Genomic DNA, 25,877 nt, shown 5'->3' on the forward strand with positions numbered 1-25,877 from the left:
CTTCTCTCGTGACGTTGCGGATTAGGCCTTATGCGTTGGGGTTGGCGTTGCAGGCCCAGTAGGCTGGTGATTTCTCGGCGTCGTAGTCGGAACGTTGTTCATTGAAGTACTTGCCGAAGTACTCGTCGTCGAGGTCGGGGTCGGTGACGATGCGTTTGTAGTCGTCGGCGGTCATTGTCTGGTCGGCGATATCATGACGCTTGAGGCAGGCGACAAGCGCCTCCACGGAATCGGAGTCGGGATCTTGCCCATCGAGCTGATGCAGCTGCTCCACATAAGGCAACGCAGTGTCTGCGACACACTCTTGTATATATTCATCTATTTGATCGACGCTGACTCCGGGAGGAAAACGTTCGCTTCTTCTACCGTCCGTTCCCTCGTATTCCACGGTGGCGCCCTTTTCCCCGAGGCAGTCGGCATACATCTGTCTTACCTGATCGAATTCCGCATCGGTAATATGCTCATCGATGAGTATCCTTCGTACAACGTCGGATTGTGTGAAGTTGTAGGCTTTTTCATAGGTGATTGAGTTCGGGCCGGAGAATGTGACATGGTTCTTATCGAAATCGACTGGTGACGATGTTGACGTCCGGCCGCAACCAGTCAGAGTGAGGACACTGCATAATAGAGGAATAATGATGCTTAATCGTTTCATGCTATGCTCCTTTACTAAAACAAATAAGTAAACATGAAGTTTGGTCTGGTCGGCTGTAGCCGACCAGACCATCGGAAGCGAGGGTTCGCTGTTCAGGAGAAGTTGGCTCCGAAATCGATGACGGGAAGTCCGCGGGAATATGCCGATGACTTATGGTATGTGGCAGCATTCGCGCCCCAGAATGTCTGGGTCGAACCATCCGGGTATTGAGCCTTCTGGTAGTGTTGTGAACTGTACGGTACAGAGGTGGCCATGGAATAATCCAGATAGACCACGCCTTTTCCGTAAACTTCGTACGCTTGTGCGATACCGGTGAATCCGAACAGCGATCCCAGTATCGCAGCGACAGCCAGTAGCTTGCGTGTCTTTGACTTCATCGTCAATCTTCTCCTTTCTTTGATAATCGAGGAACACGTCGTTATATTCCTTGTTTCTTAGTATTACATGATTACGATTTACTTTTTGATGTTTGTAGCAGTTTTACGACATTGTAGGATGGTGTCTGACATGCCGTATCCATAAAGACATAAGTTGAGATATATATCGTCGCTAAATATTGTTATTTCGAGTATCGTTCTTAAAGTAATGTATAGCTTCGGTTAGTGTATTTACTTTCATTTTTTCTATCGCTCGATTTTTAAAGGTGTAAACAGTGCTTAATGAAACACCAAGGTGGCTCGCGTTTTGTCGCGTCGTTTTGTGTTGAGAGTAGAGGTGCAGAACCTGTGCTTCCCGTGCGCTGAGTGGCTTGCGCCGTGTGGGCGCAGTGCTTTCAAGGTCCGCATGTGCGGTCTTTGTGTCCTTGAAATGTTGGGGGTCGATAGGCTTTCCGTTGGCTAAAAAGGATAAGGCTTGCGGAAAGTTGCCTGGCGAGATGTCTCTTTGACACGATGCCTTGCGCGCCGGCCTGTGCCAACGCTTCGATATGGGGCTCACACATCCCGGATGACATACCGAGAATGCTTATGGAGTCCGTCGCCGATCGGATCTGATGGCAGATCTCCGGAGCGTTTGCCGTGTCAAGTGACGTGTCGAGAAGAAGTATCTGAGGCTGCTGTTCCTTTTGCTTATTGAGACAACGCAGCAATGCTTCGTCCGATGATGATGTCTGCCGGAGAAGCGTGCATAGCTGAGGTTGCCCGCGCAGCCAAGCACCAAGCGATTGAAGGCACCAGATATCATCATCCATGATAGCGATGGTCGTTTTCCCCATGCCGTCCCCCTGTTTTTCGTCTTCAAAACCTGAAATCATTGTAGGAGAACGCCAAATATTCTGTCCATCGGTCTACCCATTTCGGGTATGTGATTAGATATGTTGCCATTCTGCGCTCTCTGCCCCTTCATCGAACTGCTCAACACTGTGCGATACGTTTAATGAAGAACACAACCACAACGAAGCGTTGCAACGATTACTGCCACCCTCTAGATTGCGCGCCGAACTCCTGGTGCAGCGCCATGAGTATCTGCCGGTGGCCGCATCCGTTGAGGAGTATGGCAATCAGGAGTTGGGGTTGGCGTTGCAGGCCCAGTAGGCTGGTGATTTCTCGGCGTCGTAGTCGGGACGTTGCTCGTTGAAGTACTTGCCGAAATACTCGTCGTCGAGGTCGGGGTCGGTGACGATGCGCTTGTAGTCTTCCGCCGTCATCGTTTCGTCGGCGATCCCGTGGCGCTTGAGACAGTCGACAAGCGGTGTGACAGTGTCTTCGCCAGAGGCATAGCCCTCGACGCTATGAAGGATTTCGATGTATGGCAAGGCGGTTCGTGTTTCACATTGTTTGGCGTCCTTGAGCGCCTGCTCGCCGCTTACGCCTACGGGGGCATGTTCGCTGCGAGCACCGGCATCCCCCTCAAATTCGACTTCGTATCCTTCTTCAAGACAGTTTGAATACATTTCTCTTATCTGATCGAATTCGGCATCGGTGATATGTTCATCGATGAGTATCTTTCGTACGACATCGGATTGTGTCATATCGTATGCTTTTTGAAAAGTAATCGAATTCGGTCCCGTGAACGTGACATCGTTCTTGTCGAAATCGACCGGTTGTGCGGATTGTGACTGCCCGCACCCTGCCAGCATGGCCACGATGCACAATGCCGATAGTGAGGTGAATGTCTTTCTCGTCGTTATCCCCGTTTCTTCATCGTTGAAGCTTTGGGGTCATCATAAATGAAGTGTTGATGTCCTGTCCCTCACTCTACGCATTTCGGGTATGGGCCTGTATTGTGAAGCCATTGAGATATGCGGTTGAATGACATGGATGCCGAGATCATGTCGGATGACGGGACCGAGCATGACATGCGCATCCGGCTCGAACGAATAGCGGGGCGGCATCATCGATGCCGCCCCGCGCTATGGGGATGGGGTTAGGTGCCGTCAGCCCTTGAGCGCCTTCGCGCCGATGTCGTGACGGTAGAACATGCCGGTCGTGTCGGCGTCGTCGAGAATCGCGTAGACCTTGCGCTGCGCCTCGGCGAGCGTCGGCGCCGAGGACTCGACGAGCAGCACGCGGCCGGAGTTCGCGACGAGGTCGTCTCCGTCGCGCGCGACACCCGCGTAGTAGACGTGCGAGTCGTCGTCGACGTGCAGCTCGGGGATGCGCGCGCCCTTGACGACGTCGTTCGGATAGCCGTCGGAGGCGAGCACGACGCCGAGCGTCGCGTTGTCCTCGTCCCATGTGAACTCGGGCGTCTCGCCGTTGAGGATCGCGTCGATCGCGGCGCCGAGGTCGCTCGTGAGCTTCGGCAACACGACCTCGGTCTCCGGGTCGCCGAAGCGCGCGTTGAACTCGATGACCTTCGGGCCGTCGGCGGTCGCGATGAGGCCGGCGTAGAGGATGCCGGTGAACGGCGTGCCGTCCTGCGCCATCGCCTCGACGGTCGGCTTGACGATCGTAGCGATCGCCTCGTCGACGACGTCCTGGCCGATTTGCGGAACCGGGCTGTAGGCGCCCATGCCGCCGGTGTTCGGACCCCGATCGTCGTCGTAGGCGCGCTTGTGGTCCTGGCTGATCGGCATCGGCCAGAAGTCGGTGCCGTTGACGAAGCTCATCAGCGAGAACTCCTGACCCTCGAGGAAGTCCTCGATGACGACCTTCGCTCCGGCGGAGCCGAAACGATGGTCGACGAAGATGTCGTTGAGCGCGGCGACGGCCGTCTCCTCGTCCATCGCGACGGTCACGCCCTTGCCGGCGGCCAGGCCGTCCGCCTTGATGACGATCGGCGCGCCGTGCCCGTGCACGTACTCGACGGCCGGGGCGAGCTCGTCGAAGGTCCTGTAGGCGGCCGTCGGAATGCCGTAGCGTTCCATGAGCTGCTTGGCGAAGTCCTTCGAGCCCTCGATCTGCGCGGCGGCCTTGCGCGGGCCGAAGGCCTTGATGCCGGCCTCGGCGAAAGCATCGACGATGCCGTCGATGAGCGGGACCTCGGGGCCGACGAAGACCCAGTCGTAGTCGTTGTTGCGCACGAAGTCGATGAGCGCGGCCTGATTTGAAGGCGCGAGCTGCAACGTGCGGATGCCGTCCTCGAGCTCCATGCCCGGGTTGCCCGGAGCGACGGTGACCTCTTCGACGCTGCCGCCGCGCAGCAGCGCGTCGGCGATCGCGTGCTCGCGCGCGCCGGAACCGATGACCAAAACCTTCATGTCTCTTCTTTCTTCGGGGGAGTGGTTGGGAAAATCGTTGGAAACAACGCAAAATCGTCGGGGGAGACAACGTGGAAGGCCGCACGCGTGACGCGCGCGGCCTTCGGAGGGCTCAGACGAGCTCCACGTCCCGGTCGGACCTCTCGACGACGGAGCCGATGCGGTACGCCGCCTCGTTCGCATGATCGAGCAGGTTCATGACCTCGTCGACGCGGTCGGCGGGCACGGCGACGACCATACCGACGCCCATGTTGAAGATGTTGTACATCTCCATATGGTCGACGTCTCCGGCCTTCTCGATGACGTCGAAGATCGGCGGCACCGGCCAGGCGTCCAGATCGATGCGCGCGGCGAGGCCGTCGGGCAGCATGCGCGGCACGTTCTCGATGAAGCCGCCGCCGGTGATGTGGGCGACGCCGTGCACGAGGCCGGCCTCGAACAGCGGCATGAGCGCGTTCACGTAGATCTTCGTCGGCGTGAGCAGCACGTCGCCGAGCTCGCGGTCTCCCAGCTCGGGCAGACGCGTGCGCACCGTGTAGCCGGCCTGCTCGAAGAGCGCCTTGCGCACGAGCGAGAAGCCGTTCGAATGCACGCCGGTGGACGGCAGGCCGATGAGGACGTCGCCGGAGCGGATCGCGGAGCCGTCGACGATCTTCGCGCGTTCGACGCAGCCGACCGTGAATCCGGCCAGATCGTACTCGTCGGCGTCGTACATGCCCGGCATCTCGGCGGTCTCGCCGCCGATGAGCGCGGCGCCGGCCTGCACGCAGCCGTCGGCGACGCCGGAGACGACCTGTTCGAGCATGGCCGGATCGTTCTTGCCACAGGCGATGTAGTCGAGGAAGAACAGCGGCTGCGCGCCCTGGGCGACGACGTCGTTGACGCACATCGCGACGCAGTCGACGCCGATCGTGTCGTGCTTGTCCATGAGCTTGGCGATGACGAGCTTCGTGCCGACGCCGTCGGTGCCGGAGATGAGCACCGGCTCCTTGTAGTTGAGCGAGGCGAGGTCGAAGAGGCCTCCGAAGCCGCCGATGCCGCTGACGACGCCCGGGCGGTCCGTGCGTGCGACGTGCGATTTGATGCGCTTGACCACTTCGTAGCCGGCTTCGACGCTCACACCCGCGTCTTCATATGCTTGTGGCATGGTGACCTTCCTGTCCGCCGCGTAGATCGGCGAGTCGTTTCATTGGTGTTCGGATGGTTGGTGGGGCGGTCCGCGGACGCAAGGGGGACGTCCTAGATGTTCGGGACCATGTATTCGGTGGGCGCGTCGGAGGCGTGCTCGCCGAAGGGCTTCTGGTGCATCGTGTACTCGGTGCCCTCGTACATCGTCTTCTTGCCGTTGTATCCGGGCAGCGTGACGCGGTCCTCCGGCGTGAGCGAGGCGAGGAAGTCGGCCTCGTAGTCGTCGAGCGCGGTCGGATAGTCGCCGTTGAAGTAGGCGACGCACAGGCCGCCGTACGGCGCGTCCGCGTTCAGGCCGATCGATTCGATCAGGCCGTCGAGGGAGAGGAAGGCGAGGGAGTCCGCGCCGATGAACTCGCGGATCTCATCGACCGATTTCTTCGCGGCGATGAGCTCCTGCGTCGTCGAGATGTCGATGCCGTAGAAGCACGGGTACTTGAGCGGCGGCGAGCTGATGCGCATGTGCACCTCGGCGGCGCCGGCCTCCTTGAGCAGCTGCACGATGCGCTTCGACGTCGTGCCGCGCACGATCGAATCGTCGATGACGACGATGCGCTTGCCCTTGACGACCGATTTGACGGCGGAGAGCTTCATGCGCACTCCCTGCTCGCGCAGCGCCTGCGTCGGCTGGATGAAGGTGCGCGCGACGTACTGGTTCTTGATCAGGCCCATCTCGTTAGGCAGTCCGGCCTCTTCTGAATAGCCGGAGGCCGCCGACAGCGACGAGTTCGGCACGCCGATGACCATGTCCGCCTCGACCGGCGACTCCTGCGCGAGGCGCGCGCCCATGCGCTTGCGCGCCGAATGCACGTTGACGCCGTAGATGTCGGAGTCGGGGCGCGCGAAGTAGATGTACTCCATCGAGCAGATCGACAGCTGCGTGCGGCTCGTGTACTTGACGGTGCGGTAGCCGGAATCGTTGATGATGATCATCTCGCCGGGCTGGATGTCGCGGATGCGCTCGGCGCCGACGACGTCGAGCGCGCAGGTCTCGGAGGCGAGCACGTAGGCGCCGTTCGTCATGCGGCCGAGCGAAAGCGGGCGGAAGCCGTTGGGGTCGAGCGCGCCGATCATCTCGTGCTCGGTCATGATCAGGTAGGCGAAGCCGCCGTGCACGGTGTTGAGCGCCTCCTGCAGCTTGTCGACGACGGTGCTGCGCACCGAGCGGCGCACCAGATGCATGAGCACCTCGGTGTCCGAGTTGGAGTGGAAGATCGCGCCCTCGTTCTCGAGCGCGCGGCGCAGCGAGAAGCAGTTCGTCAGGTTGCCGTTGTGGCACAGCGCCATGTCCCCGTCATGGAAGCGGAAGACGAAGGGCTGGATGTTGTCGATGCCGCCGGAGCCGGCGGTCGCGTACCGGACATGGCCGATCGCGGCGTCCCCCTGCAGCCGCTGGATGTCCTTCTCGTCCTGGAACACCTGGGTGAGCAGGCCGAGGCCGCGGTGTCCGATGAGATGGCCGTGGTCGTTGGAGACGATGCCCGCCCCCTCCTGGCCACGATGTTGCAATGCGTGTAATCCGAAGTAGGTGAGGCGCGCGGCATCGGGGTGTCCCCATACGCCGAAAATGCCACATTCCTCATGGATCTCTTCGAGTTCAGCCGACAAGCCAAAACTCCTTCCACAACTGGAGACAAGGGATTCGCTACGGGATAAACCCTAGCAAGTGTCGGCTACATCGGGAAACGCGGATTTTGCGAAAACGGCGAAATCGCAAGGAGGCGGGGCATCGGTGCTTTCGCATTGTGGACGGATGGTCCGCCGGTGTGCGGAGGCGTATGGAATCGCCCCGCGCATCCGGCTGGGCGTCATGTGGTCGCGGCGCTCGATGACTCGATGGGTGACGTGCCGCGACCGCAGATGGGTTACGGGTTCAATGGGCGTAATGCTCGAGGCGATCGAGCCAGTCCGCGGCCAATGCGTCGAAGGGGTCGCTGCGCTCGATCTGGGCATTGTGCCCGGCGGCATCGAGCACCGCGAACGTCGCACGCGGATACGACGGGAGCAGCCGCATGAGGTCGCGATACCCCACGACGTCGTCCTGCCTGCCGGTAACGAACAGCGAGGGTCGGTCGAACCCCAGCTGCGCGATACGCGCGTCCACATCGAATGAATACGCATATGACTGGGAAAGCGCGTGCAGGAACGGCGGGTCGGCGGCGTCCATCCCGTCGCGCAATGCGGTAACGTACCGGTCGTGCGTGCGTTTGTCCGCGATGACGAAGGAGTCCATGAACCTGCTGCGGTCCTTGGCATCAAGGGAACGCAGATAGTCGTCATCCGTGAAATGCGTCACATCATCGGGCAGATCGCGCATGCCGTGCGGAGCGTTGACCACCGGGCAGACGAGCATCAGGCCGGTCACATCCGATGGCCGGCGGGACAGCACGCCCCGGGCGAGATAGCCGCCGTATGATTCACCGACGAGCGCGAACCGGTCTCCCGCGACATCGTCCGCGAATGCGACGATCGCCTCGAGGATGCGGTCGGAGGAGGCGAAGCCGAGCGGCGCCGTCGAGGAGCCCATGCCCGGCAGGTCCAGATACAGACGTCGGTACGCATGGGCCCCATGCTTGCGAAAGACGGGCTCCATGCAATCGGTCATGATTCGCATGTCGCAACCCATGCCATGGATGAGCAGCATCGGGTCGCCGGTGCCGATATCCTCGTAATGCAGTCGCACATCGCCGTAAGTGTAGAACATGATGGGCTGCACACCTCCATTGCTGTCGCGGCACGGGTGTCGCGCCGCTCCCGTCATTATAATCCACTGGGTCATGCGGTCTTTCGGTATCGGGTGCAATCCTTCCCGGTCGACGCATCGTGTGTGCATGACCGGCTGCGCTCGGGGCGGTTATTCAGAGAGGATTGGCACCCCTGTGCCGATCGTGTTGACAGAGGTGAACAACGTACGGCTCTCGCGTACGAGCATCGCCACGTCGGCGCGCCGGAGTCGACAGATTCGAACGTTTGTTCGATAATGGAGGGCATGGACGCACGAAGCTATCTCGCCATAGACCTCAAGTCGTTCTACGCATCCGAGGAATGCGTGGAACGTGGGCTCGATCCGCTCGACGCCAACCTGGTCGTCGCGGACCGTTCTCGCACGTCCAAGACGATCTGTCTCGCCGTCTCGCCGGCGCTCAAGGCGCTCGGCATCGCCGGCCGCCCTCGGCTGTTCGAAGTTGAGGAGCGCATGCGCGAAGTCAACGAGCGGCGGCGGCTGCGGGCGCCCGGCCGTCGGTTCGCCGGCGCCTCGACGAGCGCGGCCGCGCTCGCGGCGGACCCGGCGCTCAAGGCCGAGTTCATCGTCGCGAAGCCCCGCATGGCGCATTATCTCGAGGCGAGCGCGCGCATCTACGCCATCTACCTGCGCTACGCGGACGCGCGCGACATCCACGTCTACTCGGTCGACGAGGTCTTCATCGACGCCACGTCGTATCTGGGGTACTTCGGCTGCGACGCGCATGAGCTCGCGCGGCGCATCGTCGCCGCGATCGCCGCCGAGACCGGCATCACGGCGACGGCGGGCATCGGCACCAATCTGTATCTGGCGAAGGTCGCGATGGACATCGTCGCCAAGCACGTCCCGGCCGACGCGGATGGCGTGCGCATCGCACGGCTCGACGAGATGGAATACCGGCGCTCGCTATGGGCGCATCGGCCGCTCACCGACTTCTGGCGCGTCGGCCCCGGTGTGTCGCGCACGCTCGAACGGCATGGGCTGATGACGATGGGCGACGTCGCGCGCTGCTCGGTCGGCTCTCCGAACGACTACCACAACGAGGTGCTGCTCTACCGGCTGTTCGGCGTCAACGCGGAGCTGCTCATTGACCACGCATGGGGATGGGAGCCGTGCTCGATCGCCGACATCAAACGCTACCGGCCGGCCCGCACGACGCTGAGCTGCGGGCAGGTGCTCCATGAACCCTACGACTGGCGTCGGGCGCGCACGATCGTGCTCGAGATGGCCGATGAGGTCGCCTACGAGCTGCTCGGGCACGGCGACGTGACCGATCACGTCACGCTCACGGTCGGCTACGACGTCGCGAGCCTTGACGGTGAGCGTGCCGCCGGCTATGCGGGGGCGGTCGACGTCGACCGATTCGGCAGGCGGGTGCCGAAGAGCGCGCACGGCTCGCATCGGATGGAGGCGCCGACGGCGAACATGACGCGGCTGCGCGGGGCCTTCGCCGAGATCTTCGACCGCGTCGCCGACCCGTGGCTGCTCGTGCGGCGCGTCACCGTCGGCGCCTCCAGAATCGCCGCGGACGGATCTGGCGGTCGCGAAGGCGGCGGAGAAGGCATGTCCGTCGCCACGCGGTACGAGCAGCCTGATCTGTTCGCCGCGATCGGCATGGACGGCACGGACATGACGGCCGAAGGGCCATGCGGCGAGGAAGGCCGCGACGCCGAGCGCGACGCGCGCGAGCTCGCCGTGCAGCGCGCGTTGCTCGGCGTCAAGGAACGCTTCGGCGGCAACGCCGTGATCACCGGTCTCAATCTCGAGGACGGCGCGACCGGCGTCGAACGCAACCGGCAGATCGGAGGGCACGCCGCATGAGCCTCGAACGGACGCATCGCTACGACGACATCATCGGACTGCCGCACCACCGTTCGCGCACTCGCAGTCCGATGCCGACGGCGCAACGGGCCGCGCAGTTCATGCCCTTCGCGGCGCTGAGCGGATACGAGGCGATCATCGACGACGTCGCACGTCCGCATGCGCGGCGCGTCGAGCTGGGCGAGGACGCGCGCGAGGAGCTCGACCGGCGTCTCGCCGCGCTGCTCGCTCATCTCGACGAGACGTCGTGCGTCGAAGTGACGTACTTCGTGCCGGAGCGCGACGACGCCGGCGTCGGTGAGTATGTGACGGCGCGTGGTCTGGCGAGCGGTTACGACGACGTCACGCGGCGGTTGCGGATCGACGGGCGGGGCGATGGGCGCATCGACGTACCATGCGCGGACATCGTGAGGATCGTCGTCGATGGATGAACGGCGCCGCCCTGCGCGGTGCGCGTGAAGATTGTGTCTAAAAACATCATGAAACAGCGTGCCGGCTGACGTTGTCATCGTTTGATTTGTTAGGATGGAATATGAATTGCGTCCGTCGTTATGCAAACGATGGATATGCCGCGGACCGCGATCGCGCGCATGGACGATGGCGGCGCTGTACGACGTCGATGAGGTCAAGGAGTTCGGATGGAAACCACGGAAGCGAAGCAGTCGAAGAAGAAGGTCTGGATCATCGCCGCCGTCGTCGGCGTCGTCGTCGCCGCGCTCGTCGCCGTCGGCGTCATCGTCGCGCTGCGCCTCAACGCAAAGGCTGACACGGTGGCCGAGGCCAAGCCGTCCGCGTCCGCGTCGCAGGGTGCAGAAACAGAAGATACGGTCACGCCCTCCACGACCGATCCGGAGCAGGTCATGAAGAACTACGAGGAGTTCATGACGAAGTACGCATACTACGCGACGCTGCTCAACAGCCAGGACGGTCTTCCGGCGGACGAGGTGGACGGCTACATCGAATGGAACAGCCAGATGGAGGACGTCCTCGCCCAGCTCGAGGCCGTCCAGGACACGGAGCTCACCCCCGAGCAGCAGAAAAGGTTCGATGCGATGCTCGACCGTGTGGACGACATGATGGTCGAGGCCACCGGCTCGGAGCTCGTGCGCACGCCGCGGTCGGCCGAGGAGGCCGAGCAGCAGGCCAAGGACCGTGAGAAGGCTGCCGAGGAGTCGCGCAACGCGCTGACCGGAGGTTCCGACTCGAGCAGCGACGACCAGTCGGAATCGTCGTCGCAGACGCAGTGACGGTATCGGTCGCGCGCGGATTCGGCGTATGCGAAGTGCGATGGCACGGAGGCGCGCCGAAACCATGCCGACGTCTGATAGAAGCATGGACGTGAAAACGAGGTGATATGCGTCGCCCTCCACATGGATGGCCATGTGGAGGGCGACGCATATTCGCGGAGCGGTACGGATGCCGGGAAAGAGGGGGCTCGGAACGCGGCTGCCGGACGGGCTCGCGCCGACGGGCACGGCGACCGCGGTCGCGCCGGATAAGGCTAAGATGGCGGCATGGCATACGATAACGGCAAGACGGACGGCGCACGGTCCGTGCCGCCGTCGCGGCGGCTCGCGCCCAAAGGCAACGTGCTCGTGCTGGGCAACTCGGGCGTCGGCAAATCCACGCTCATCAACGCCGTCATAGGCGACGACGTCGCGAAGGCGAGCTTCGGCACGCGCGGCACGACCGAGGAGCTCTCGATCCACGAAAGCCCGTCGGTGCCGTTCCGCGTCATCGACTCGATCGGCTTCGAGCCGTCGCCGATCGCGAGCCTGCGCGCCGTGCACGCGGTGCGCAAATGGTCGCGGGCGAGCGCGAAGGAAGGCAACGAGAACACACGCATCAACGTGATCTGGTTCTGTGTGGACGGCACGGCGGCGAAGCTGTTCCATGAGACGATCCGCAACCTGGCGAACGCGGTGCGGATGTGGAAGTCGGTGCCGATCATCGCCGTCGTCACGAAATCGTATTCGCAGCCGGACCGCGAACGCAACGTCGCGATGGTGCGGGAGGCGTTCCACGGGACTCGCATCGAACAGAACCTGCGCGCGATCGTGCCGGTCGTCGCGCAGACCTACGTCATCAACGACACGGCGTTCGCAGCGCCGGAGGGCATCGCCGACCTTATCGACGCGACGATGGAGGCGATGCCCGACGGGCTTCGTGGCGGTGCACACGACCTGCAGCAGTTCAAACTGACGCGCAAGCGCATGCTCGCGCAAGGCTTGATCGGCGCATGCGTCGCGGCCGGCGCCACGGTGGGCGCCGTGCCGATCCCGATCGCCGACACGCTCGTGTTGTCCCCGCTGGAGCTCGCTGAGCTGAACGGCTTGGCTCGGTTGTACGGCATCGACAAGGGCGAGGACTCCAAGCAGTTCCTCGATTCGATCGTGCAGGTGGGCACGGCGAGCGTCGTCGCGCATTCGGCGATCAGCGCGATCAAGGCGATTCCCGGCATCAACATCGCCGCCAGTGTGCTCAATGCGATTGTGGCGGCGAGCATCATCGCGGCGCTCGGTGAAGGGGCCGTGCTGGCGTTTGAACAGGTGTACACCGGCCAGAGAAGCGTGCGCGACACCAGTTGGGTGCGGCATCTCATGGAGGAGCAGTTCGGAGACGGATTCATCGGCAAAGTCAGCGGCATCGCCGAAGCGACGCAAGGTGGCGGCAAGGACATGACGCAGATGATCATCGACCTCGTCAAAGCCGCGTTCCTGAAGCGTGGGAAGTAGGGATTGCGGCGCGAGCGTAGGGCACGACTAGGGCAAGGGAGGGTTTGCCGTAGCGGTGTTCGTATGGGCCTTGTAGGCCTTGAATTTACATGTCAACAAAGGTATACTTGTCTGTTTATTTTGTGGGAACAGATGTTGATTGGCGTAATGATTGTCTCTTTACTGCAACTGTTTCCTGATGTGTGTTGAGATTATGCATGATTGATCTTGTCGTTGTTGCGTTCTCTGATAGAGTAAATCTGTGGTAAGGCGAAGTGTGAACGCAAGGACTGCATGTCGCTTCCGCTGAGCCGTGCCAAATGCATCGTTGCATGAGGAACCGGTGGTTGCTCAAGAGGGCATGAAGGAGGAGAGGCAATGGCAATAAGTGGACATAGCAGCCGTGCTGATAACAACGGAGGAAAAGGGAAGCCGTGGCAGAAATGGCGATTCTGGATCATTGCTTCCGCGCTGTTGGCTGCTTTGGCGGCGGGGTGGATCGCTAGCATCGGGTTCTACTCGCTGTGTCCTTGGGCGATGCCACCAGGATTGAGGGAGAGGGGCACGGAAGACACGCAGGTGATTCGCTCCATGCAGCGCACGAAGGAAGTGTCATTGCTGAGGCTGGGGGTAACCGGCATCATATCAAAGGAGAACAAGGGCCATTTCTTCAATATGGAGATTCCTGGTACGGAACGTGCGCGGTTCATCCAATACACATTCGACGCGAAACTCGGATTTGAGGGCAAGGATGTCACCATCAAGGAGACCGGCGAAAACACCTTTGACGTTGCGATTCCCGAGTTCAAATTCATCGGGTATGACGACCCCGAGTACCGGGTGATCGTCGAGCAGAACGGGGCGTTGAGCTTCGGTACGAAGCAGATCGATTCCCTTGATATGGTCAACAACATCCTCACCGACAAAGCGAAGAAGGAATACGTCGATTCGAACCGGGACATTCTCGAAGAGCAGGCGAAGTCGTTCTACACGTCCATCGTGCACAGCGTCGAACCCAACACGACACTCAATTTCAGTTTCGCAAAGGCGTCATAAGGGCGCAGGCGGGGCTTTCCGGATATCTTTGGGTGTTCGAGGTGCCCAAAGATATCCGGGTAGCCTTGTTTTGAGGCTGATATGCCCGCACATGGCCATTTCAGGCACCCAAAGATGCCGAGAAAGGCCGCATGTGGGGCGGGGTGATGAGGTGGGGTGGTTGTGCGACTCACCGCAGCTTCGGGAAATTGCCGAAGGCCTTCTTGATCTGGTTTCCTGCCTCGTTGGCGACGTTCCCGATCTGCTTGGCGCCTTCTCCCAATGTGCTTCTGGTCTGCTGCATCAACTGTTCCGTACTGTTCGCGATGCTCTGCCCGACTTCGCCCATTGCCTGATTCCACTGCTTCTCGGAGAAATGCGGGGTTTTGTACTCCAGTCCCAACGCTTTGTCGAAGCGTGCGAGCGAGCTCGCGATCTCATTGCCTTCCCGTATGACGACAGGTGCGTCCATCGGCAGCAGGATCACGCGCATCGTGTCGTCCTTGCCCTGTACTGCCTGTTTGATGGCTTGTTGCAGTTTGGCGGTAGCGTCGGTGATTGAATGGTAGCGTGCGCGTCGATTGTCCGCAATGACGAAACGATGTTTGCTGAGCAGATCCGGATTGATGTCGGTATCGATGAACCGTTGCACTTTGAGCATATCGATGCGGTCCCGCATGCGAAGACAATCGGCGGCGACGGCGAGCCAATCGCCGATGCCTGACCGGGCCTTGACCAGTGCGTCCTTTGTGGTTCGGGTATCGTTGACCGACGAAGTGATCTTCTCGGCGATGTCCTTGAGTTGGAGCAGCGAATACTGTTGGACTTCGTTCACTGTCTGGGCGCTGTTGGACAACTGGTCCCATGTGGCGTCCGAAAGGCTGCCGATATGGGACAGTTCGTTCTCGGCTTCCGACACGAGCCCTGCGACGCTGAGGAATTTGGCAAGTTCGGCGTTCTTCTGCTGGCGCAGTACTTGATCGACTTTCGCATCGATCTGCTTGAGGTAATCGGTCATTTCCTTCATCGCCTGCTCAAGCGCCATCGTCAGCATGAGCATCTCGACATTCGCCACTTTCGCAGGGTTGAAGCCTCCTGCTATCTTCTCGAACTGCACATTGCCTTTGATGCCGCCTTTGCCGCCTTTGCCGATCACTCCCATGAAATTGCCGGTGGAGTTATTACGCAACAGACCGTGCTTGCGGGCCTTCTGCGCGGATTCCTTCGTGAGCTTCACCCACCGTCCCGAACGGTCCTGTGCTTTGCTGAACATTTTTGTGGCACGATGCGCGGTTTTCAATATCGCGGCCTTGCTGATGTCCGTAGTGTGCTCTTCGCTGATCTGAAGCTCGGCAAGAGCCTGTCGGATGTCTTCGGAATCCCCCAACAGCATGATTCCGTCATCATCGCCGTACACCTCGATCTCTTCGTTCATGGCGTTCCTTTCTATGTCGTTTAGGTTGAGCTGACTGCTTCGATGTTGCAAACCTTCTACGATTCCGATTATCCCCACACTGCTGTTTTCGGAAGGGGGGATGGTGAAATATGACACGAATCTTCGCAGTTGCGGCGGCTGCATGCAGAACGTGCATGCCACTGCGCCATCCAGTGGGCCTCAGAGCGCGCCGTACCAAAGGTCGTCGGCGTCGGAAACCTCCTGTGCATCGGAGATATCCTGCGCATCCGGGATGTCTTGTGGATCAAGGGTAGCTTCGAATTGACGCTCGCTTGGGGTGGGGTAGGCGTCTTTGAGCAATGCCGAGAATGATTCGTTCGCCATACCGTAGAATGCGCCGATGATCAATTGGAAGGTCAGATCGTCTGGCAGGTCGCTGCTGGAGGCGAGCGATCGCATCAGATTGTGGAAACGCTCGGGATTGGTGCAGTAGATCGTGGACATCTCATAGAGCGTGAGCATTTTGGCCGCCAGCTCGTTGAAGAGATCCGAGAAGAACATGCGGTTGATCGTATCGGCGCGCCAATCGCGCAGCTCGTCGTCGGGAGAGCCGTCGGGAGAGTCTATCCATTGGCGGATGGCCAATATGGCGTTGCTGCTCAGGCCCGTGTAGGAACTCGCCTTTTCCAGATCGAAAGATGTCTCATCCGTCTCGCCGGTCAGATACCCCACGTCGACTCCGAAGAAGTCCGCGATGAGCATCATCGTCTCGTATTTGGGAAAACCGATGACGCCGTTGGCGGTCTGATTGCCGGTGTTGAGCCATCTGCTCACGTCCTTCTGATGGAACCTCGTCAGATAGGCGCGGTTGAGCGCGCTGACGAACTCCACCTGTGTGAGGCCGCGTTCCTTCAGGCATTCGCGCAGTCGTTGCCGCCAGCAGGTGGCGCGAAACTGGTTTATATCATCCATGCTATATTTCCCTTCTCTTAATCCGCGTATTTATAACATGTTATGTCATTGACACTATATGACGAAGCTTCGAGAATGGAACAACAGGGCAGAGGACTCGTCATATCCCCGGAAAACCGCCGATTGTCGCGATAGATAAGGAGTGCGATTCGCGAATAAAACATGCCCCTTAATGACGAGAAGCATGACAGGGCGCAAACCCGACATGACCGAAAGCCGGTCGTGGAACATCTCTCGTCAGAAAGGAGTGCGGATATGTTCGCTCAGTTGGCAAGCATGATTCTGCGCGGCGTTCGAGAGTTGGATGAGGCGGCACGTGAGGCGTCGTCGGGTGAGCATCGTCCGCGTACGGCGGATGACGGGGGCCCGGCGTCGTCCTCTATGGGGAGTTCCGCGCCGGAACAGAACGACCGATAGGTGATCGGGTGTGCGGATGCGATTATGCATCCGCACACCTTGTCGCCAAGAAGGAGGGAAGAAGCCATGACCACGCCAGAAGTGAACCCGGGGGCGGGTCCCCAGAACGATTGCGCTCCGTCAGATTCCATGCAGACGGATGCCGCGCAGCCTACGCAGATGCAGGAGCAGACGATGCCGATGCCGGCAACGTCGGAAACGGATTCGATGCAGACGATGCCGACCCAGACGATGCCGCAGGCTCCTTCACAGCAGTTCCCGCAGTCCGCCGATGTGGTGTATCAGGCGATGAAGAATGCGTTGCTGAAGAGTCAGGGTTTCATGCTCGTCATGGCGGACGATGTCATCAAGACGGCGAATATCACTTCGCGTGACGATGGCGCTGCCTACATGGTGCAGGTCATGGAGAGCCCGTTGGGTGGATCCGTAGTCCAGCTCATTCCGCAGGGGCGAGCGAGTGCCAACATACAGATGGAATCCATGGTCTTCTTCGGGGAGCTGAACCGCGAACTGATGATGCAGCAGATGAATGCCGTGTCTCAGCAGAATCCGGCGCCGCAGCAGAACGCAGGCGAGCAGCAGACTTGGGCTCCTCGGAATATGGACAACGGCGCCGCGGCTCATGCGCCGAGGAAGCCGGCTGCATGGGTGCTGTATGTCGCTATCGGCGCGCTTGCGTTGGCGGTTGCAGCGCTTATCTTGCTTATTGTGCTCACGCCGAAGATTGGCGTGTGGCTCGTATGGGTGGTGGGCCTGGTGTCGCTGGCGTTCTCGGGGTTCTCTCTCTATGCGGCATTTGCGCTCAACAAAAACACGACGTCTCGGATCCTTGCGGCGGTTGCAGCGGTTGTATCCGTGCTGGCGCTTGTTCTAGGTTTCGTCAATGCCCCGAAAGCTGAGACCGGTCAACCGTCTAAGTCTTCGTCGTCAATAGGTAGCACTGGGACGTCATCGGATTCCTCGGATAGCAAGGTAGATGCAAATTCGGAGAATAAGTCGTCAGAGACGCAGACTCCTGATGCGAATGAAACGCAGAGCCAATCTAGTGTGGCGAACGGTCTTGAAGAGATCACGGCAGGGATTGAAAAAGATTTCCAGTCGAGTTCGGAGGCCATTAATGCCAAGATGACGGAAATGCAAGGGAAGCTTGGCGAAACCATCGATTCGTATAAGGCAAACAAGTCGGCGTTGACGGATTGGTATGCCTTTGTGTCTACTGAGACGGACGCGTTGTATGCCAAGGTCAGTGATAGCGCTGTGAAGTATATGCAGACGCTGTCGCAGAAAGCTACTGCGGATAAATATCTTGATGCAGATGCTCTGCTTGATGATTTCTATAAATCCGTGTATGAAGATGCATTCGAGGATTACTATGATGATATTTACGATACTGCTTATGAAGATGTATATGATAAATATTATGATGGTATTCTTGATGATAGGCCAGAAAATATGGAATACTCGGAATGGTCGGATCTTCGTAGCGAAGCGTACAAAGAATGGTCTAATTCCAAGTCTGATTTCTATTCTAATTGGTCGGATATGAAATCGGCCGTTTACACACTGTATTCGGATGTGAACTCGGAGATCTGGGACGATGAGTTTGACTTCACGAAGGCGATTGAACGCTTCCAGAAGAAGACGGCCCAGTTCAAGGCGCAGTGACAATGTGAACATTGACCAGATAGAGGTGGGAGCGCGTCATAAGAGGCCGTTCCCACCTATTCCTTATCTGTTGGATTGAGGCGAGGATGCTATGGAGAAGTTCAAGCTCGAATATGGCGAAACGATCATTAACGATTCCGGACTGAGTTGGTCGGATCGGATTTCGGGACTATCTGAATCAGGGCGAGTTTACATCACGACGAAGCGTCTGGTGTTCACCTATGCGAAGCTTCATGTGTTTCGTGCCAATGAGGAGTATTCGTATTCATATCCGTTGTCCTCGGTGGATCGTGTCGAAGTGACGCAGCTGCCCAAAAACAGTCGAGATGACAGTTGGTATAAGTGCAAGGTGTATTTGAAGAAGGGAGTTATTGAATTCCGGGATCATAATTATGACGATTTCGCTCCGTTCGTCAATGCGCTTAACGCCGAAATCACCGGTAATGATACCCCTTTGGTGGGGCCGAAGCAGACGCTGGTTTCAGATGTGGCAAATGCGTTGAGTAGCGTTACCGGCCAGTTCAGTGCCGCCTTCAGTAAGAAATCCACCATACAGGCAAAGCCGGCTGCGGAGAAGGTCAGCATACCATGTCCGGGATGCGGTGCGACGCTCAATGGTTGGCATGGTAAGACAGTCATCTGTGAATACTGTGGCGGCACGCGTCACCTCTGAACCATCCACGGGAACTTCAGGAAAGTAGGTAGCTATGGCGTTAATCAGGGCATTCACCGGGGCGTTGGGCGGCACCTTCGCCGACCAGTGGCTCGACATCATCACCGTGGAGCGCTTCGACGAGCATGCGGCGTTGATGCCGGGCATCTATCAGGAGACGAATCGGGGACGTGGCTCGAACACGCGGCATTCGGACGCGGTGATCTCCAACGGTTCGCGTATCTACGTGCCGGAGAACACGGCCGCGTTCATCTTCGACCAGTCGGGCATCGAGAACATCATCACCGAAGCCGGCGGCTACGAATACCGCACCGGCGGCACCGACAGCGTGTTCGCCGGCGACGGCATCGGCAAATCGATCTTCGGGCAGATCGGCGAACGCTTCAAATACGGCGGCGAGCCGGTGGCGAACAAACGCGTCGCCTTCGTCAACCTTCGGGAAATCCGCGGCCTCAAATTCGGCACCCCCGCGCCGCTGATGTACCACGACAGGTTCTACGACACCGATCTGGACATCCGCGCGCGTGGCATGATGTCGCTGCGCATCACGAATCCGACCGCGTTCATTCGGCAGTTCGTGCCGCCGAATGTCGACTACATCAGCTTCGACGACCCGAAGACGAAATCGCAGCTGCTCAGTGAGTTCATGCAGTCGTTCTCGGTCGCGTTGAACTCGCTGTCCAACGAACACCGCATCTCCGAACTGCCGAGCCAAGCGAACGCCATCGCGCAGGCGATCTGCGCCGATGCGGGCAACGCCGGTACGTGGGAGTCGCGTTTCGGTATCCATCTGGCGGGCATCGGCATCGAAAGCATCGAATTCACGCCGGAGTCGCGCGAACTCGTCAAGCAATATGCGGCGAACCGCATGAATGTGACGGCGTATGAGAACGTCTCGCAGCAGGCGTCGAACATCGCGGCGCAGCAGAAGATCGCGCAGGGCGTGCAGGAGAACGGGTTCGGCGACATGGGCGGCATGATGCTCGGCGTCGGCTTCGCGCAGGGCGTCAACCCGATGACCGGGGCGATGCCCGGGCAGCAGATGGGACAGCCCGTCAATTCGATGAACGCCGCGGTGACGCCGTCGACCGCGCAGTCCGACGCGGCGGCGCAGAACGGTCCTGCGTCGTCGTCCGCGCAGCATTCGATGTCGCTGTCCGAGCAGATGGAAGCGCTGAAGAACCTCAAGGAGCTGCTGGACGCCGGCATCCTCACGCAGGAGGAGTTCAACCTCAAGAAGAAGCAGATCCTGGGACTGTAAGTCTGTTTCGCCATGGGAATTGGAAATCAAATCAAAGGAAGGGGGACATGATGTCCAATCAGACCACTGCCAGGAATCTGACGATTCCGAAGATCATCGCAATCGTGGGCAACGCGCTCATGCTGCTGTGCATCTTCCTGCCGTACGCCTCGGCAACGAAGGATTCGCCGTACCGGCAATACGCCGATGAGATAATTGACGGCGTGCGCGCCGGCGAATTGGCCGATCCGTCGCTGTTCAAGTTCGTGACGCTCTACAACAAGCTCAAGGATAACGTCGCCGGTGGTTCGGAAGTCGCTACGATCATCATGGTGCTCGTCATTGCCGTCGCCGTCGCGGCGATCCTCGCGCTGATCTTCGCATGCGTCTCGAAGGGCATTCCGTCGTTGGTGTTCAGCGTCATCGGATTCATGCTGTTCCTCGTGCTGAACTGGGACTTCAGCGAACGCGGCGTCATCTCCTCGGACAATTACGGCTGGGGCTTCGGCTACTATCTGTTCTTCCTCGCCGCGATCGTCGCCGTTATCGGCGCGATCTGGATGATTGCCGCCAAGCGGCGAGCCAAGTGATTCGACGGCGGATTCCGAAACGCGGGGATGCGCATCCGGTTGGGTGCGCGTTCCCGCGTTTCGCTGTGAAGGCGAGGGGAGAAGCGGTTCGGCCACAGCACATGGCCGGTGCGGACTGGTGCTTGGTCATGAATTCGGCGGCATCGATTCATATCGCCTGCGGAGCCAGCCAAGGTCGGACGCATATCTCGGTAGTTCATATGGGGAAACGAGATATGCGCCACAGGGCAGGAGGCTGTCTCGGCTTGGATCATCGTATGCGCGCATATTGTCTCAGATCCGCATGTAACCGCTCATTCTGGCCCATGCGCATTCCCCGCTGGATGCTACCGTGGCCGCATAGCTCGGTCGTCCAGGTAAACAATCGAGCTATGCGGTTGGGTGGTTGCGGTTGGGGGTCGACCCATCGTTATGGAGCGATGGCGGATGGGTGTCGTGGCCCTATCTGCGATTTTGGGGTGGGGACTTCTGAAGACCGGGTGCGTAAACGTGCTGTTCTTATCGCATTTGTTCACATATGGTAGCTTTAGAGGCTGCTGGAGCCGGAGTCTTCGAGAATGACCACCCCAAAATCGCAGATAGGGACTTGACGGCGCGGAGAGGACGCTCATTCGCGGTGCATGGCTGGTGCCGGATGGTGTTTGGCCGTGAAATCGGTGGAATCGATCCGCCATACGGCCACCTTGTCCATCTGGCGCGGCAGCAGTCGCGCGTCGGGCATGGCGGCGCATTGCGCAAGCAGCAGCTCCAGTACGTCGATTTTCTCCCTGGTTTCCTCGACCAGGCTAGCCGTGCCGGTGCCGATGATCGATCGGAACGCCGTCGTCGTCGCGCATGGCGTGCGTCCGGTGTAGATCCGCGCGTCGCAATCCATTTCGAATGCGACCGGCAGCGCGTTTCCCGCCGCCCGGATCGCATCGACCTTGCGCCCCTCGAGCGCTGAATGCGCGAACAGCCGCAGCCGATGCGGCCGCTGTGCGAAATCGGCGACGTAGGCGAAGTTGACCGGTACGATCGTCAGGCCCTGCGCATCCTGATAGGCGATGCATCGTCGCAGGCACGCAGGATCTCCTCGATTTCCTCCGGTGACGTCACCTCGCGGTCGGCGCGCCGCATCGGACGGGGTTGCGCGATGGATGGGGCCATGGTGCTCTGCTCCTTAATATATGCGTGCTGGATGGCCGGATATGGGAATCGGCCCCGCAGAACGGATTCTGCGGGGCCGATTCATGCGCCCGAGCGAGCGTCGACCGCCCGGTCAGGCGAAGTACTCGACGCCGGCTTCGAAGATCGGCTGGTAGGTGTTGCCCGGCACGTTGAGATACAGGCCGTTGCCGGAACGTTCCGAGTGCCCCATCTTGCCGAAGACGCGGCCGTCGGGGCTCGTGATGCCCTCCACGGCGAGCATCGAACCGTTCGGATTGACCGACAGGTCCATGCCGGGCACGCCGTCCTCGTCCACGTACTGCGTGGCGATCTGGCCGTTCGTGGCCAGCTGCGCGAGCATGTCGTAGGAGGCGACGAAGCGGCCTTCGCCGTGTGAGATCGCGACGGTGTGCACGTCGCCGACCTCGGTCTTTGCGAGCCACGGCGAGAGGTTCGATGCGACGCGCGTGCGCACGAGGCGGCTCTGGTGGCGTCCGATCTCGTTGAACGTGAGCGTCGGGCATGTGTCGGTCATCGGCACAATGTCGCCGAACGGCACGAGGCCGAGCTTGATGAGCGCCTGGAAGCCGTTGCAGATGCCGAGCATCAGGCCGTCGCGGTTCTTGAGCAGGTCACGCACCGCCTCGGTGACTGCCGGCGCGCGGAAGAAGGCCGTGATGAACTTCGCCGAGCCGTCCGGCTCGTCGCCGCCCGAGAATCCGCCGGGGATCATGACGATCTGGCTGCGGCCGATCTCGTCGACGAGCGCCTGCGCGGAGTCGGAGACCGCCTGCGGCGTGAGGTTGTTGACGATGAGCGTCGTCACCTCGGCGCCCACGCGTTCGAAGGCCGCCGCCGTGTCGTATTCGCAGTTGTTGCCGGGGAACACCGGGATGACGACGCGCGGCTTGGCGATCTTCGGTCCCGCATAGCGCACGCGGCGTTCCGTCTCGAAGGAGATGGTCTCGACCTGCTCGGGTTCGCCGTCGGCCGGCGTGCGGTACGGGAACACCGATTCGAGGCCGCGTTCCCACGTCTCCTGCAGCTGCGCCATCGGCAGATCCTCGCCGGCCGCATGGAAGACGTAGTCGTCGGTGGTCTCGCCGATCAGCCCGACCTCGACGAGGTTCGACGTCGCCGGGAGCTTCGCATCGTCGGCCAGTTCGACGATGAACGATCCGTACGCCGGCGCGAACAGGTCGTCGACGGCGATCGAGTCGTCGAGCCTGACGCCGATCCGGTTGCCGAGCGCCATGCGGAACAGCGACTCCGCGGTGCCGCCGTATCCCGGCGTGGCCACGGCGAGCGCATCGCGGAAGTCGACGAGCTCCTCGACGACGTGGAACGCCTCGAGCAGCGCGTCCTTGTCCGGCGTGAGGCCGTCGGCGAGGTAGCGCGGCGCGATGCGCACGACGCGGTGCCCGGCCTGCTTGAACTCCGGGCTCGTCGCGCGGTTCATGTTGCCGACGGCGACGGCGAAGGAGATCAGCGTCGGCGGCACGTCGAGGTCCTCGAAGGATCCGGACATCGAATCCTTGCCGCCGATCGCGCCGACGCCGAGGTCGACCTGCGCCATCAGCGCGCCGAGCACGGCCGCGAGCGGCTTGCCCCAGCGTTCCGGCTCGTCGCGCAGCTTCTCGAAGTACTCCTGGAAGCTCAGGTACGCCTTCTCGTGCTCGAAGCCGGCGGCCACGAGCTTGGCGAGCGATTCGACGACGGACAGGTAGGCGCCGGTGAACTGGTTCTTCTCCATGATGTACGGGTTGAAGCCCCACGCCATCGCCGACGCGGTCGTCGTCTCGCCGAACACCGGCAGCTTCGCGACCATCGCCATCGGCGCGGTCAGCTGCGTGCGGCCGCCGAAGGGCATCAGCACGGTGCCGGCGCCGATCGTCGAGTCGAAGCGCTCGGACAGGCCCTTGTTCGAGGCGACGTTGACGTCGGAGAGCAGTATGTCCATGCGCTCGGCGAGCGTGCCCTCGTTGAACGGCGTGACGTACGCGTTCTGCGCGGTAACATGAGCGTCCTGATGCTTGTCGGCGCCGTTGGACGCGAGGAACTCGCGCGACAGGTCGACGATCGTGTCGCCGTTCCAACGCATGACCATGCGCGGCTCCTCGGTGACGGTCGCGATGACCGACGCCTCGAGGTTCTCCTCGGCGGCGTACCTGAGGAACTCGTCGACGTCCTCGGCGGCCACGTCGACGGCCATGCGCTCCTGCGATTCGGAGATCGCGAGCTCGGTGCCGTCAAGACCCTCATACTTCTTCGGCACCTGGTTGAGGTCGACGTCGAGGCCGTCGGCGATCTCTCCGACCGCAACCGAGACGCCGCCGGCGCCGAAGTCGTTGCAGCGCTTGATCAGACGGCATGCGTCGCCGCGGCGGAACAGGCGCTGCAGCTTGCGCTCGACCGGCGCGTTGCCCTTCTGCACCTCGGCGCCGTCGAGTTCGAGCGATTCGACGTTGTGCGCCTTCGACGACCCCGTCGCGCCGCCGATGCCGTCGCGGCCGGTGCGGCCGCCGAGCAGGATGATGCGGTCTCCCGGCGCCGGCGTCTCGCGGCGCACATGGTCGGCGGGCGTCGCCGCGACGACGGCGCCGACCTCCATGCGCTTGGCGACGTAGCCCGGATGGTAGATCTCGTCGACCTGACCGGTCGCCAATCCGATCTGGTTGCCGTAGGAGGAGTAGCCGTGCGCGGCCGTCGTGACGAGCTTGCGCTGCGGCAGCTTGCCTTCGAGCGTCTCGTCGATCGGCACGCGCGGATCGGCAGCGCCGGTCACGCGCATCGCCTGGTAGACGTAGGAGCGTCCCGACAGCGGGTCGCGGATGCATCCGCCGATGCAGGTCGCCGCGCCGCCGAAGGGTTCGATCTCGGTCGGATGGTTGTGAGTCTCGTTCTTGAACAGGAACAGCCAGTCCTCGTCCTCGCCGTCGACGTCCACCTTCACCTTGACGGTGCAGGCGTTGATCTCCTCGGATTCGTCGAGGTTCGTCAGGATGCCGTTCGCCTTGAGCCACTTCGCGCCGAGCGTGCCCATGTCCATCAGCGTCACCGGGCGGTCGTCGCGCCCGAGTTTCTCGCGCATCTTCAGGTAGCGTTCGAAGGCGGCCTTGACGGTCGCGTCGTCGATCGTCACATGGTCGAGCTGCGTGCCGAAGGTCGTGTGGCGGCAGTGGTCGGACCAGTACGTGTCGATGACCTTGATCTCGGTGATCGTCGGGTCGCGGTCCTCGGCGGCGAAGTAGTCGCGGCAGAACCGCAGGTCGGCGACGTCCATCGCGAGCCCGCGGTCGTCGATGAAGCGTACGAGCTGCTCGTCGTCCATGTCGCGCAGGCCGTCGATGACCTCGACCTTGCCCGGCGTCGGAATCCGCGTGGCCAGCGTGTCGCGCGTCGCGAGGCTCGCCTCGCGCGCCTCGACCGGGTTGATGACGTACTTCTTGATCGCGTCGACGTACGGCGTGCTCAGGTCTCCCTTGAGCGCGTAGAGCGTGGCCGAACGCACGGTCGGCCGTTCGCCCTGGCTGATGAGCTGGATGCATTCGCTCGCCGAGTCGGCGCGCTGGTCGAACTGGCCGGGCAGGAATTCGACGGCGAAGACGGCGTCGTCGCCGAAGTCGGGAAGGTCGAAGGACACGTCGTCGGACTGCGGTTCGCTGAAGACGGTCGGTACGACCTGTTCGAACAGCTCCTCGCCGATGCCTTCGACGTCGTAGCGGTTGATCAGGCGGATTCGTTCGAGCGGCTTGACGCCCAGAATCGTCCTGAGTTCCTGGGTGAGCTGCTGGGCTTCGACGTCAAAGCCCGGCTTCTTTTCAACATATACGCGGAAAACCACGGTTCTTCCTTGCTCTCTTGACTCTGATGGTTGCAGGTGATGATGGGGTAGGAATGGGGGAATGGGTTCGGGACGGCCGGGGAACGCGATGACCGGCGAAAACGGCCCGCATCCGGAAGCGCACCGGATGCGGGCCGT

The 25,877-nt window shown here is 61.0% G+C and carries 23 protein-coding genes; 9 read left to right on the plus strand and 14 right to left on the minus strand.

Annotated features, from left to right (window positions below; translation table 11 throughout):
• Positions 1–28: 28 nt before the first annotated feature.
• From D2E22_RS04410 to D2E22_RS04450, 9 genes are all read right to left on the minus strand, one after another.
• Positions 29–655 (minus strand): LPS-assembly lipoprotein LptE, encoded by a 627-nt coding sequence (locus tag D2E22_RS04410; RefSeq protein WP_126031913.1) that lies wholly within the window; start codon positions 653–655, stop codon positions 29–31.
• A 92-nt stretch (positions 656–747) separates the two neighbouring features.
• Positions 748–1,032 carry a hypothetical protein gene (locus D2E22_RS04415; RefSeq protein WP_126031914.1) on the minus strand — a complete coding sequence of 95 codons (285 nt, stop codon included), beginning with the start codon at positions 1,030–1,032 and terminating at the stop codon, positions 748–750.
• A 172-nt stretch (positions 1,033–1,204) separates the two neighbouring features.
• Complete coding sequence (locus D2E22_RS10975; RefSeq protein WP_420897239.1) at positions 1,205–1,531, minus strand: helix-turn-helix transcriptional regulator; 327 nt, start codon at positions 1,529–1,531, stop codon at positions 1,205–1,207.
• Positions 1,428–1,907 (minus strand): response regulator, encoded by a 480-nt coding sequence (locus D2E22_RS10980; protein ID WP_126031916.1) that lies wholly within the window; start codon positions 1,905–1,907, stop codon positions 1,428–1,430. The genes D2E22_RS10975 and D2E22_RS10980 overlap by 104 nt, the downstream gene beginning before the upstream one ends.
• Before the next feature lie 246 nt (positions 1,908–2,153).
• Positions 2,154–2,738: a hypothetical protein gene (locus tag D2E22_RS04430; RefSeq protein ID WP_126031917.1), complete on the minus strand. Its 585-nt coding sequence runs from the start codon at positions 2,736–2,738 to the stop codon at positions 2,154–2,156.
• A 291-nt stretch (positions 2,739–3,029) separates the two neighbouring features.
• Positions 3,030–4,295 carry a phosphoribosylamine--glycine ligase gene (purD, locus tag D2E22_RS04435; RefSeq protein WP_126031918.1) on the minus strand — a complete coding sequence of 422 codons (1,266 nt, stop codon included), beginning with the start codon at positions 4,293–4,295 and terminating at the stop codon, positions 3,030–3,032.
• A 112-nt stretch (positions 4,296–4,407) separates the two neighbouring features.
• A complete protein-coding gene (gene purM, locus D2E22_RS04440) occupies positions 4,408–5,442 on the minus strand; it encodes a phosphoribosylformylglycinamidine cyclo-ligase (protein ID WP_126031919.1) in 1,035 nt (344 codons plus the stop codon).
• Positions 5,443–5,534: 92 nt separating this feature from the next.
• Positions 5,535–7,091, minus strand: a complete 1,557-nt coding sequence (gene purF / locus D2E22_RS04445; RefSeq protein WP_126031920.1) for an amidophosphoribosyltransferase — start codon at positions 7,089–7,091, stop codon at positions 5,535–5,537.
• A gap of 265 nt (positions 7,092–7,356) precedes the next feature.
• Complete coding sequence (locus D2E22_RS04450) at positions 7,357–8,187, minus strand: alpha/beta fold hydrolase (RefSeq protein ID WP_164518416.1); 831 nt, start codon at positions 8,185–8,187, stop codon at positions 7,357–7,359.
• A 285-nt stretch (positions 8,188–8,472) separates the two neighbouring features.
• On the opposite strand from D2E22_RS04450, the gene D2E22_RS04455 reads away from it, so the two are divergent.
• From D2E22_RS04455 to D2E22_RS04475, 5 genes are all read left to right on the plus strand, one after another.
• Positions 8,473–10,047 carry a Y-family DNA polymerase gene (locus D2E22_RS04455; RefSeq protein ID WP_126031922.1) on the plus strand — a complete coding sequence of 525 codons (1,575 nt, stop codon included), beginning with the start codon at positions 8,473–8,475 and terminating at the stop codon, positions 10,045–10,047.
• Positions 10,044–10,478, plus strand: a complete 435-nt coding sequence (locus D2E22_RS04460; protein WP_126031923.1) for a YolD-like family protein — start codon at positions 10,044–10,046, stop codon at positions 10,476–10,478. The genes D2E22_RS04455 and D2E22_RS04460 overlap by 4 nt, the downstream gene beginning before the upstream one ends.
• Before the next feature lie 207 nt (positions 10,479–10,685).
• Positions 10,686–11,294: a DUF6591 domain-containing protein gene (locus D2E22_RS04465; protein WP_126031924.1), complete on the plus strand. Its 609-nt coding sequence runs from the start codon at positions 10,686–10,688 to the stop codon at positions 11,292–11,294.
• Between the two features lie 267 nt (positions 11,295–11,561).
• The gene (locus D2E22_RS04470; protein WP_126031925.1) at positions 11,562–12,782 is read left to right on the plus strand and encodes a GTPase; all 1,221 of its coding nucleotides are present in this window, start codon (positions 11,562–11,564) and stop codon (positions 12,780–12,782) included.
• Between the two features lie 357 nt (positions 12,783–13,139).
• The gene (locus tag D2E22_RS04475; protein ID WP_126031926.1) at positions 13,140–13,817 is read left to right on the plus strand and encodes a hypothetical protein; all 678 of its coding nucleotides are present in this window, start codon (positions 13,140–13,142) and stop codon (positions 13,815–13,817) included.
• Positions 13,818–13,986: 169 nt separating this feature from the next.
• Here D2E22_RS04475 and D2E22_RS04480 read toward each other — a convergent pair whose 3' ends face one another.
• Both D2E22_RS04480 and D2E22_RS04485 read right to left on the minus strand, forming a co-directional pair.
• Positions 13,987–15,231, minus strand: coding sequence for a hypothetical protein (locus tag D2E22_RS04480; protein ID WP_126031927.1), 1,245 nt, complete (start codon positions 15,229–15,231; stop codon positions 13,987–13,989).
• Between the two features lie 180 nt (positions 15,232–15,411).
• Positions 15,412–16,164 carry a helix-turn-helix domain-containing protein gene (locus D2E22_RS04485; protein ID WP_241218183.1) on the minus strand — a complete coding sequence of 251 codons (753 nt, stop codon included), beginning with the start codon at positions 16,162–16,164 and terminating at the stop codon, positions 15,412–15,414.
• Positions 16,165–16,647: 483 nt separating this feature from the next.
• Between D2E22_RS04485 and D2E22_RS04490 the strand changes: the two genes are divergently transcribed.
• The 4 genes from D2E22_RS04490 (at position 16,648) to D2E22_RS04505 (ending at position 20,749) form a co-directional block, all read left to right on the plus strand.
• Positions 16,648–18,246, plus strand: coding sequence for a hypothetical protein (locus D2E22_RS04490; protein ID WP_126031928.1), 1,599 nt, complete (start codon positions 16,648–16,650; stop codon positions 18,244–18,246).
• Positions 18,247–18,337: 91 nt separating this feature from the next.
• Positions 18,338–18,919: a PH domain-containing protein gene (locus D2E22_RS04495; protein ID WP_126031929.1), complete on the plus strand. Its 582-nt coding sequence runs from the start codon at positions 18,338–18,340 to the stop codon at positions 18,917–18,919.
• A 34-nt stretch (positions 18,920–18,953) separates the two neighbouring features.
• A complete protein-coding gene (locus D2E22_RS04500) occupies positions 18,954–20,180 on the plus strand; it encodes an SPFH domain-containing protein (RefSeq protein WP_126031930.1) in 1,227 nt (408 codons plus the stop codon).
• Positions 20,181–20,227: 47 nt separating this feature from the next.
• On the plus strand, positions 20,228–20,749 hold the full coding sequence (locus D2E22_RS04505; RefSeq protein ID WP_126031931.1) for a hypothetical protein: 522 nt from the start codon (positions 20,228–20,230) through the stop codon (positions 20,747–20,749).
• A gap of 607 nt (positions 20,750–21,356) precedes the next feature.
• Here D2E22_RS04505 and D2E22_RS04510 read toward each other — a convergent pair.
• The 3 genes from D2E22_RS04510 to D2E22_RS04515 all read right to left on the minus strand — a co-directional run bounded on the left by D2E22_RS04510 (position 21,357) and on the right by D2E22_RS04515 (position 25,739).
• The gene (locus D2E22_RS04510; protein WP_338142152.1) at positions 21,357–21,806 is read right to left on the minus strand and encodes a pyridoxamine 5'-phosphate oxidase family protein; all 450 of its coding nucleotides are present in this window, start codon (positions 21,804–21,806) and stop codon (positions 21,357–21,359) included.
• Positions 21,767–21,895 carry a hypothetical protein gene (locus D2E22_RS10855; RefSeq protein WP_277600006.1) on the minus strand — a complete coding sequence of 43 codons (129 nt, stop codon included), beginning with the start codon at positions 21,893–21,895 and terminating at the stop codon, positions 21,767–21,769. Before D2E22_RS10855 ends, D2E22_RS04510 begins: the two co-directional genes overlap by 40 nt.
• Before the next feature lie 112 nt (positions 21,896–22,007).
• Positions 22,008–25,739, minus strand: a complete 3,732-nt coding sequence (locus D2E22_RS04515) for a phosphoribosylformylglycinamidine synthase (RefSeq protein ID WP_126031932.1) — start codon at positions 25,737–25,739, stop codon at positions 22,008–22,010.
• Between the last annotated feature and the right edge of the window lie 138 nt (positions 25,740–25,877).

Source organism: Bifidobacterium castoris (assembly GCF_003952025.1).
GTDB classification, from domain to species: Bacteria; Actinomycetota; Actinomycetes; order Actinomycetales; family Bifidobacteriaceae; genus Bifidobacterium; species Bifidobacterium castoris.

What these genes read in the sequence shown, in the direction of transcription:
- D2E22_RS04410 (WP_126031913.1), bottom strand. Translation starts at nt 655, where the DNA reads ATGAAACGATTAAGCATCATTATTCCTCTATTATGCAGTGTCCTCACT.
- D2E22_RS04415 (WP_126031914.1), bottom strand. Translation starts at nt 1,032, where the DNA reads ATGAAGTCAAAGACACGCAAGCTACTGGCTGTCGCTGCGATACTGGGA.
- D2E22_RS10980 (WP_126031916.1), bottom strand. Translation starts at nt 1,907, where the DNA reads ATGATTTCAGGTTTTGAAGACGAAAAACAGGGGGACGGCATGGGGAAA.
- purD (WP_126031918.1), bottom strand. Translation starts at nt 4,295, where the DNA reads ATGAAGGTTTTGGTCATCGGTTCCGGCGCGCGCGAGCACGCGATCGCC.
- purM (WP_126031919.1), bottom strand. Translation starts at nt 5,442, where the DNA reads ATGCCACAAGCATATGAAGACGCGGGTGTGAGCGTCGAAGCCGGCTAC.
- D2E22_RS04450 (WP_164518416.1), bottom strand. Translation starts at nt 8,187, where the DNA reads ATGTTCTACACTTACGGCGATGTGCGACTGCATTACGAGGATATCGGC.
- D2E22_RS04455 (WP_126031922.1), top strand. Translation starts at nt 8,473, where the DNA reads ATGGACGCACGAAGCTATCTCGCCATAGACCTCAAGTCGTTCTACGCA.
- D2E22_RS04460 (WP_126031923.1), top strand. Translation starts at nt 10,044, where the DNA reads ATGAGCCTCGAACGGACGCATCGCTACGACGACATCATCGGACTGCCG.
- D2E22_RS04465 (WP_126031924.1), top strand. Translation starts at nt 10,686, where the DNA reads ATGGAAACCACGGAAGCGAAGCAGTCGAAGAAGAAGGTCTGGATCATC.
- D2E22_RS04470 (WP_126031925.1), top strand. Translation starts at nt 11,562, where the DNA reads ATGGCATACGATAACGGCAAGACGGACGGCGCACGGTCCGTGCCGCCG.
- D2E22_RS04475 (WP_126031926.1), top strand. Translation starts at nt 13,140, where the DNA reads ATGGCAATAAGTGGACATAGCAGCCGTGCTGATAACAACGGAGGAAAA.
- D2E22_RS04480 (WP_126031927.1), bottom strand. Translation starts at nt 15,231, where the DNA reads ATGAACGAAGAGATCGAGGTGTACGGCGATGATGACGGAATCATGCTG.
- D2E22_RS04485 (WP_241218183.1), bottom strand. Translation starts at nt 16,164, where the DNA reads ATGGATGATATAAACCAGTTTCGCGCCACCTGCTGGCGGCAACGACTG.
- D2E22_RS04490 (WP_126031928.1), top strand. Translation starts at nt 16,648, where the DNA reads ATGACCACGCCAGAAGTGAACCCGGGGGCGGGTCCCCAGAACGATTGC.
- D2E22_RS04495 (WP_126031929.1), top strand. Translation starts at nt 18,338, where the DNA reads ATGGAGAAGTTCAAGCTCGAATATGGCGAAACGATCATTAACGATTCC.
- D2E22_RS04500 (WP_126031930.1), top strand. Translation starts at nt 18,954, where the DNA reads ATGGCGTTAATCAGGGCATTCACCGGGGCGTTGGGCGGCACCTTCGCC.
- D2E22_RS04505 (WP_126031931.1), top strand. Translation starts at nt 20,228, where the DNA reads ATGATGTCCAATCAGACCACTGCCAGGAATCTGACGATTCCGAAGATC.
- D2E22_RS10855 (WP_277600006.1), bottom strand. Translation starts at nt 21,895, where the DNA reads ATGGCCCCATCCATCGCGCAACCCCGTCCGATGCGGCGCGCCGACCGC.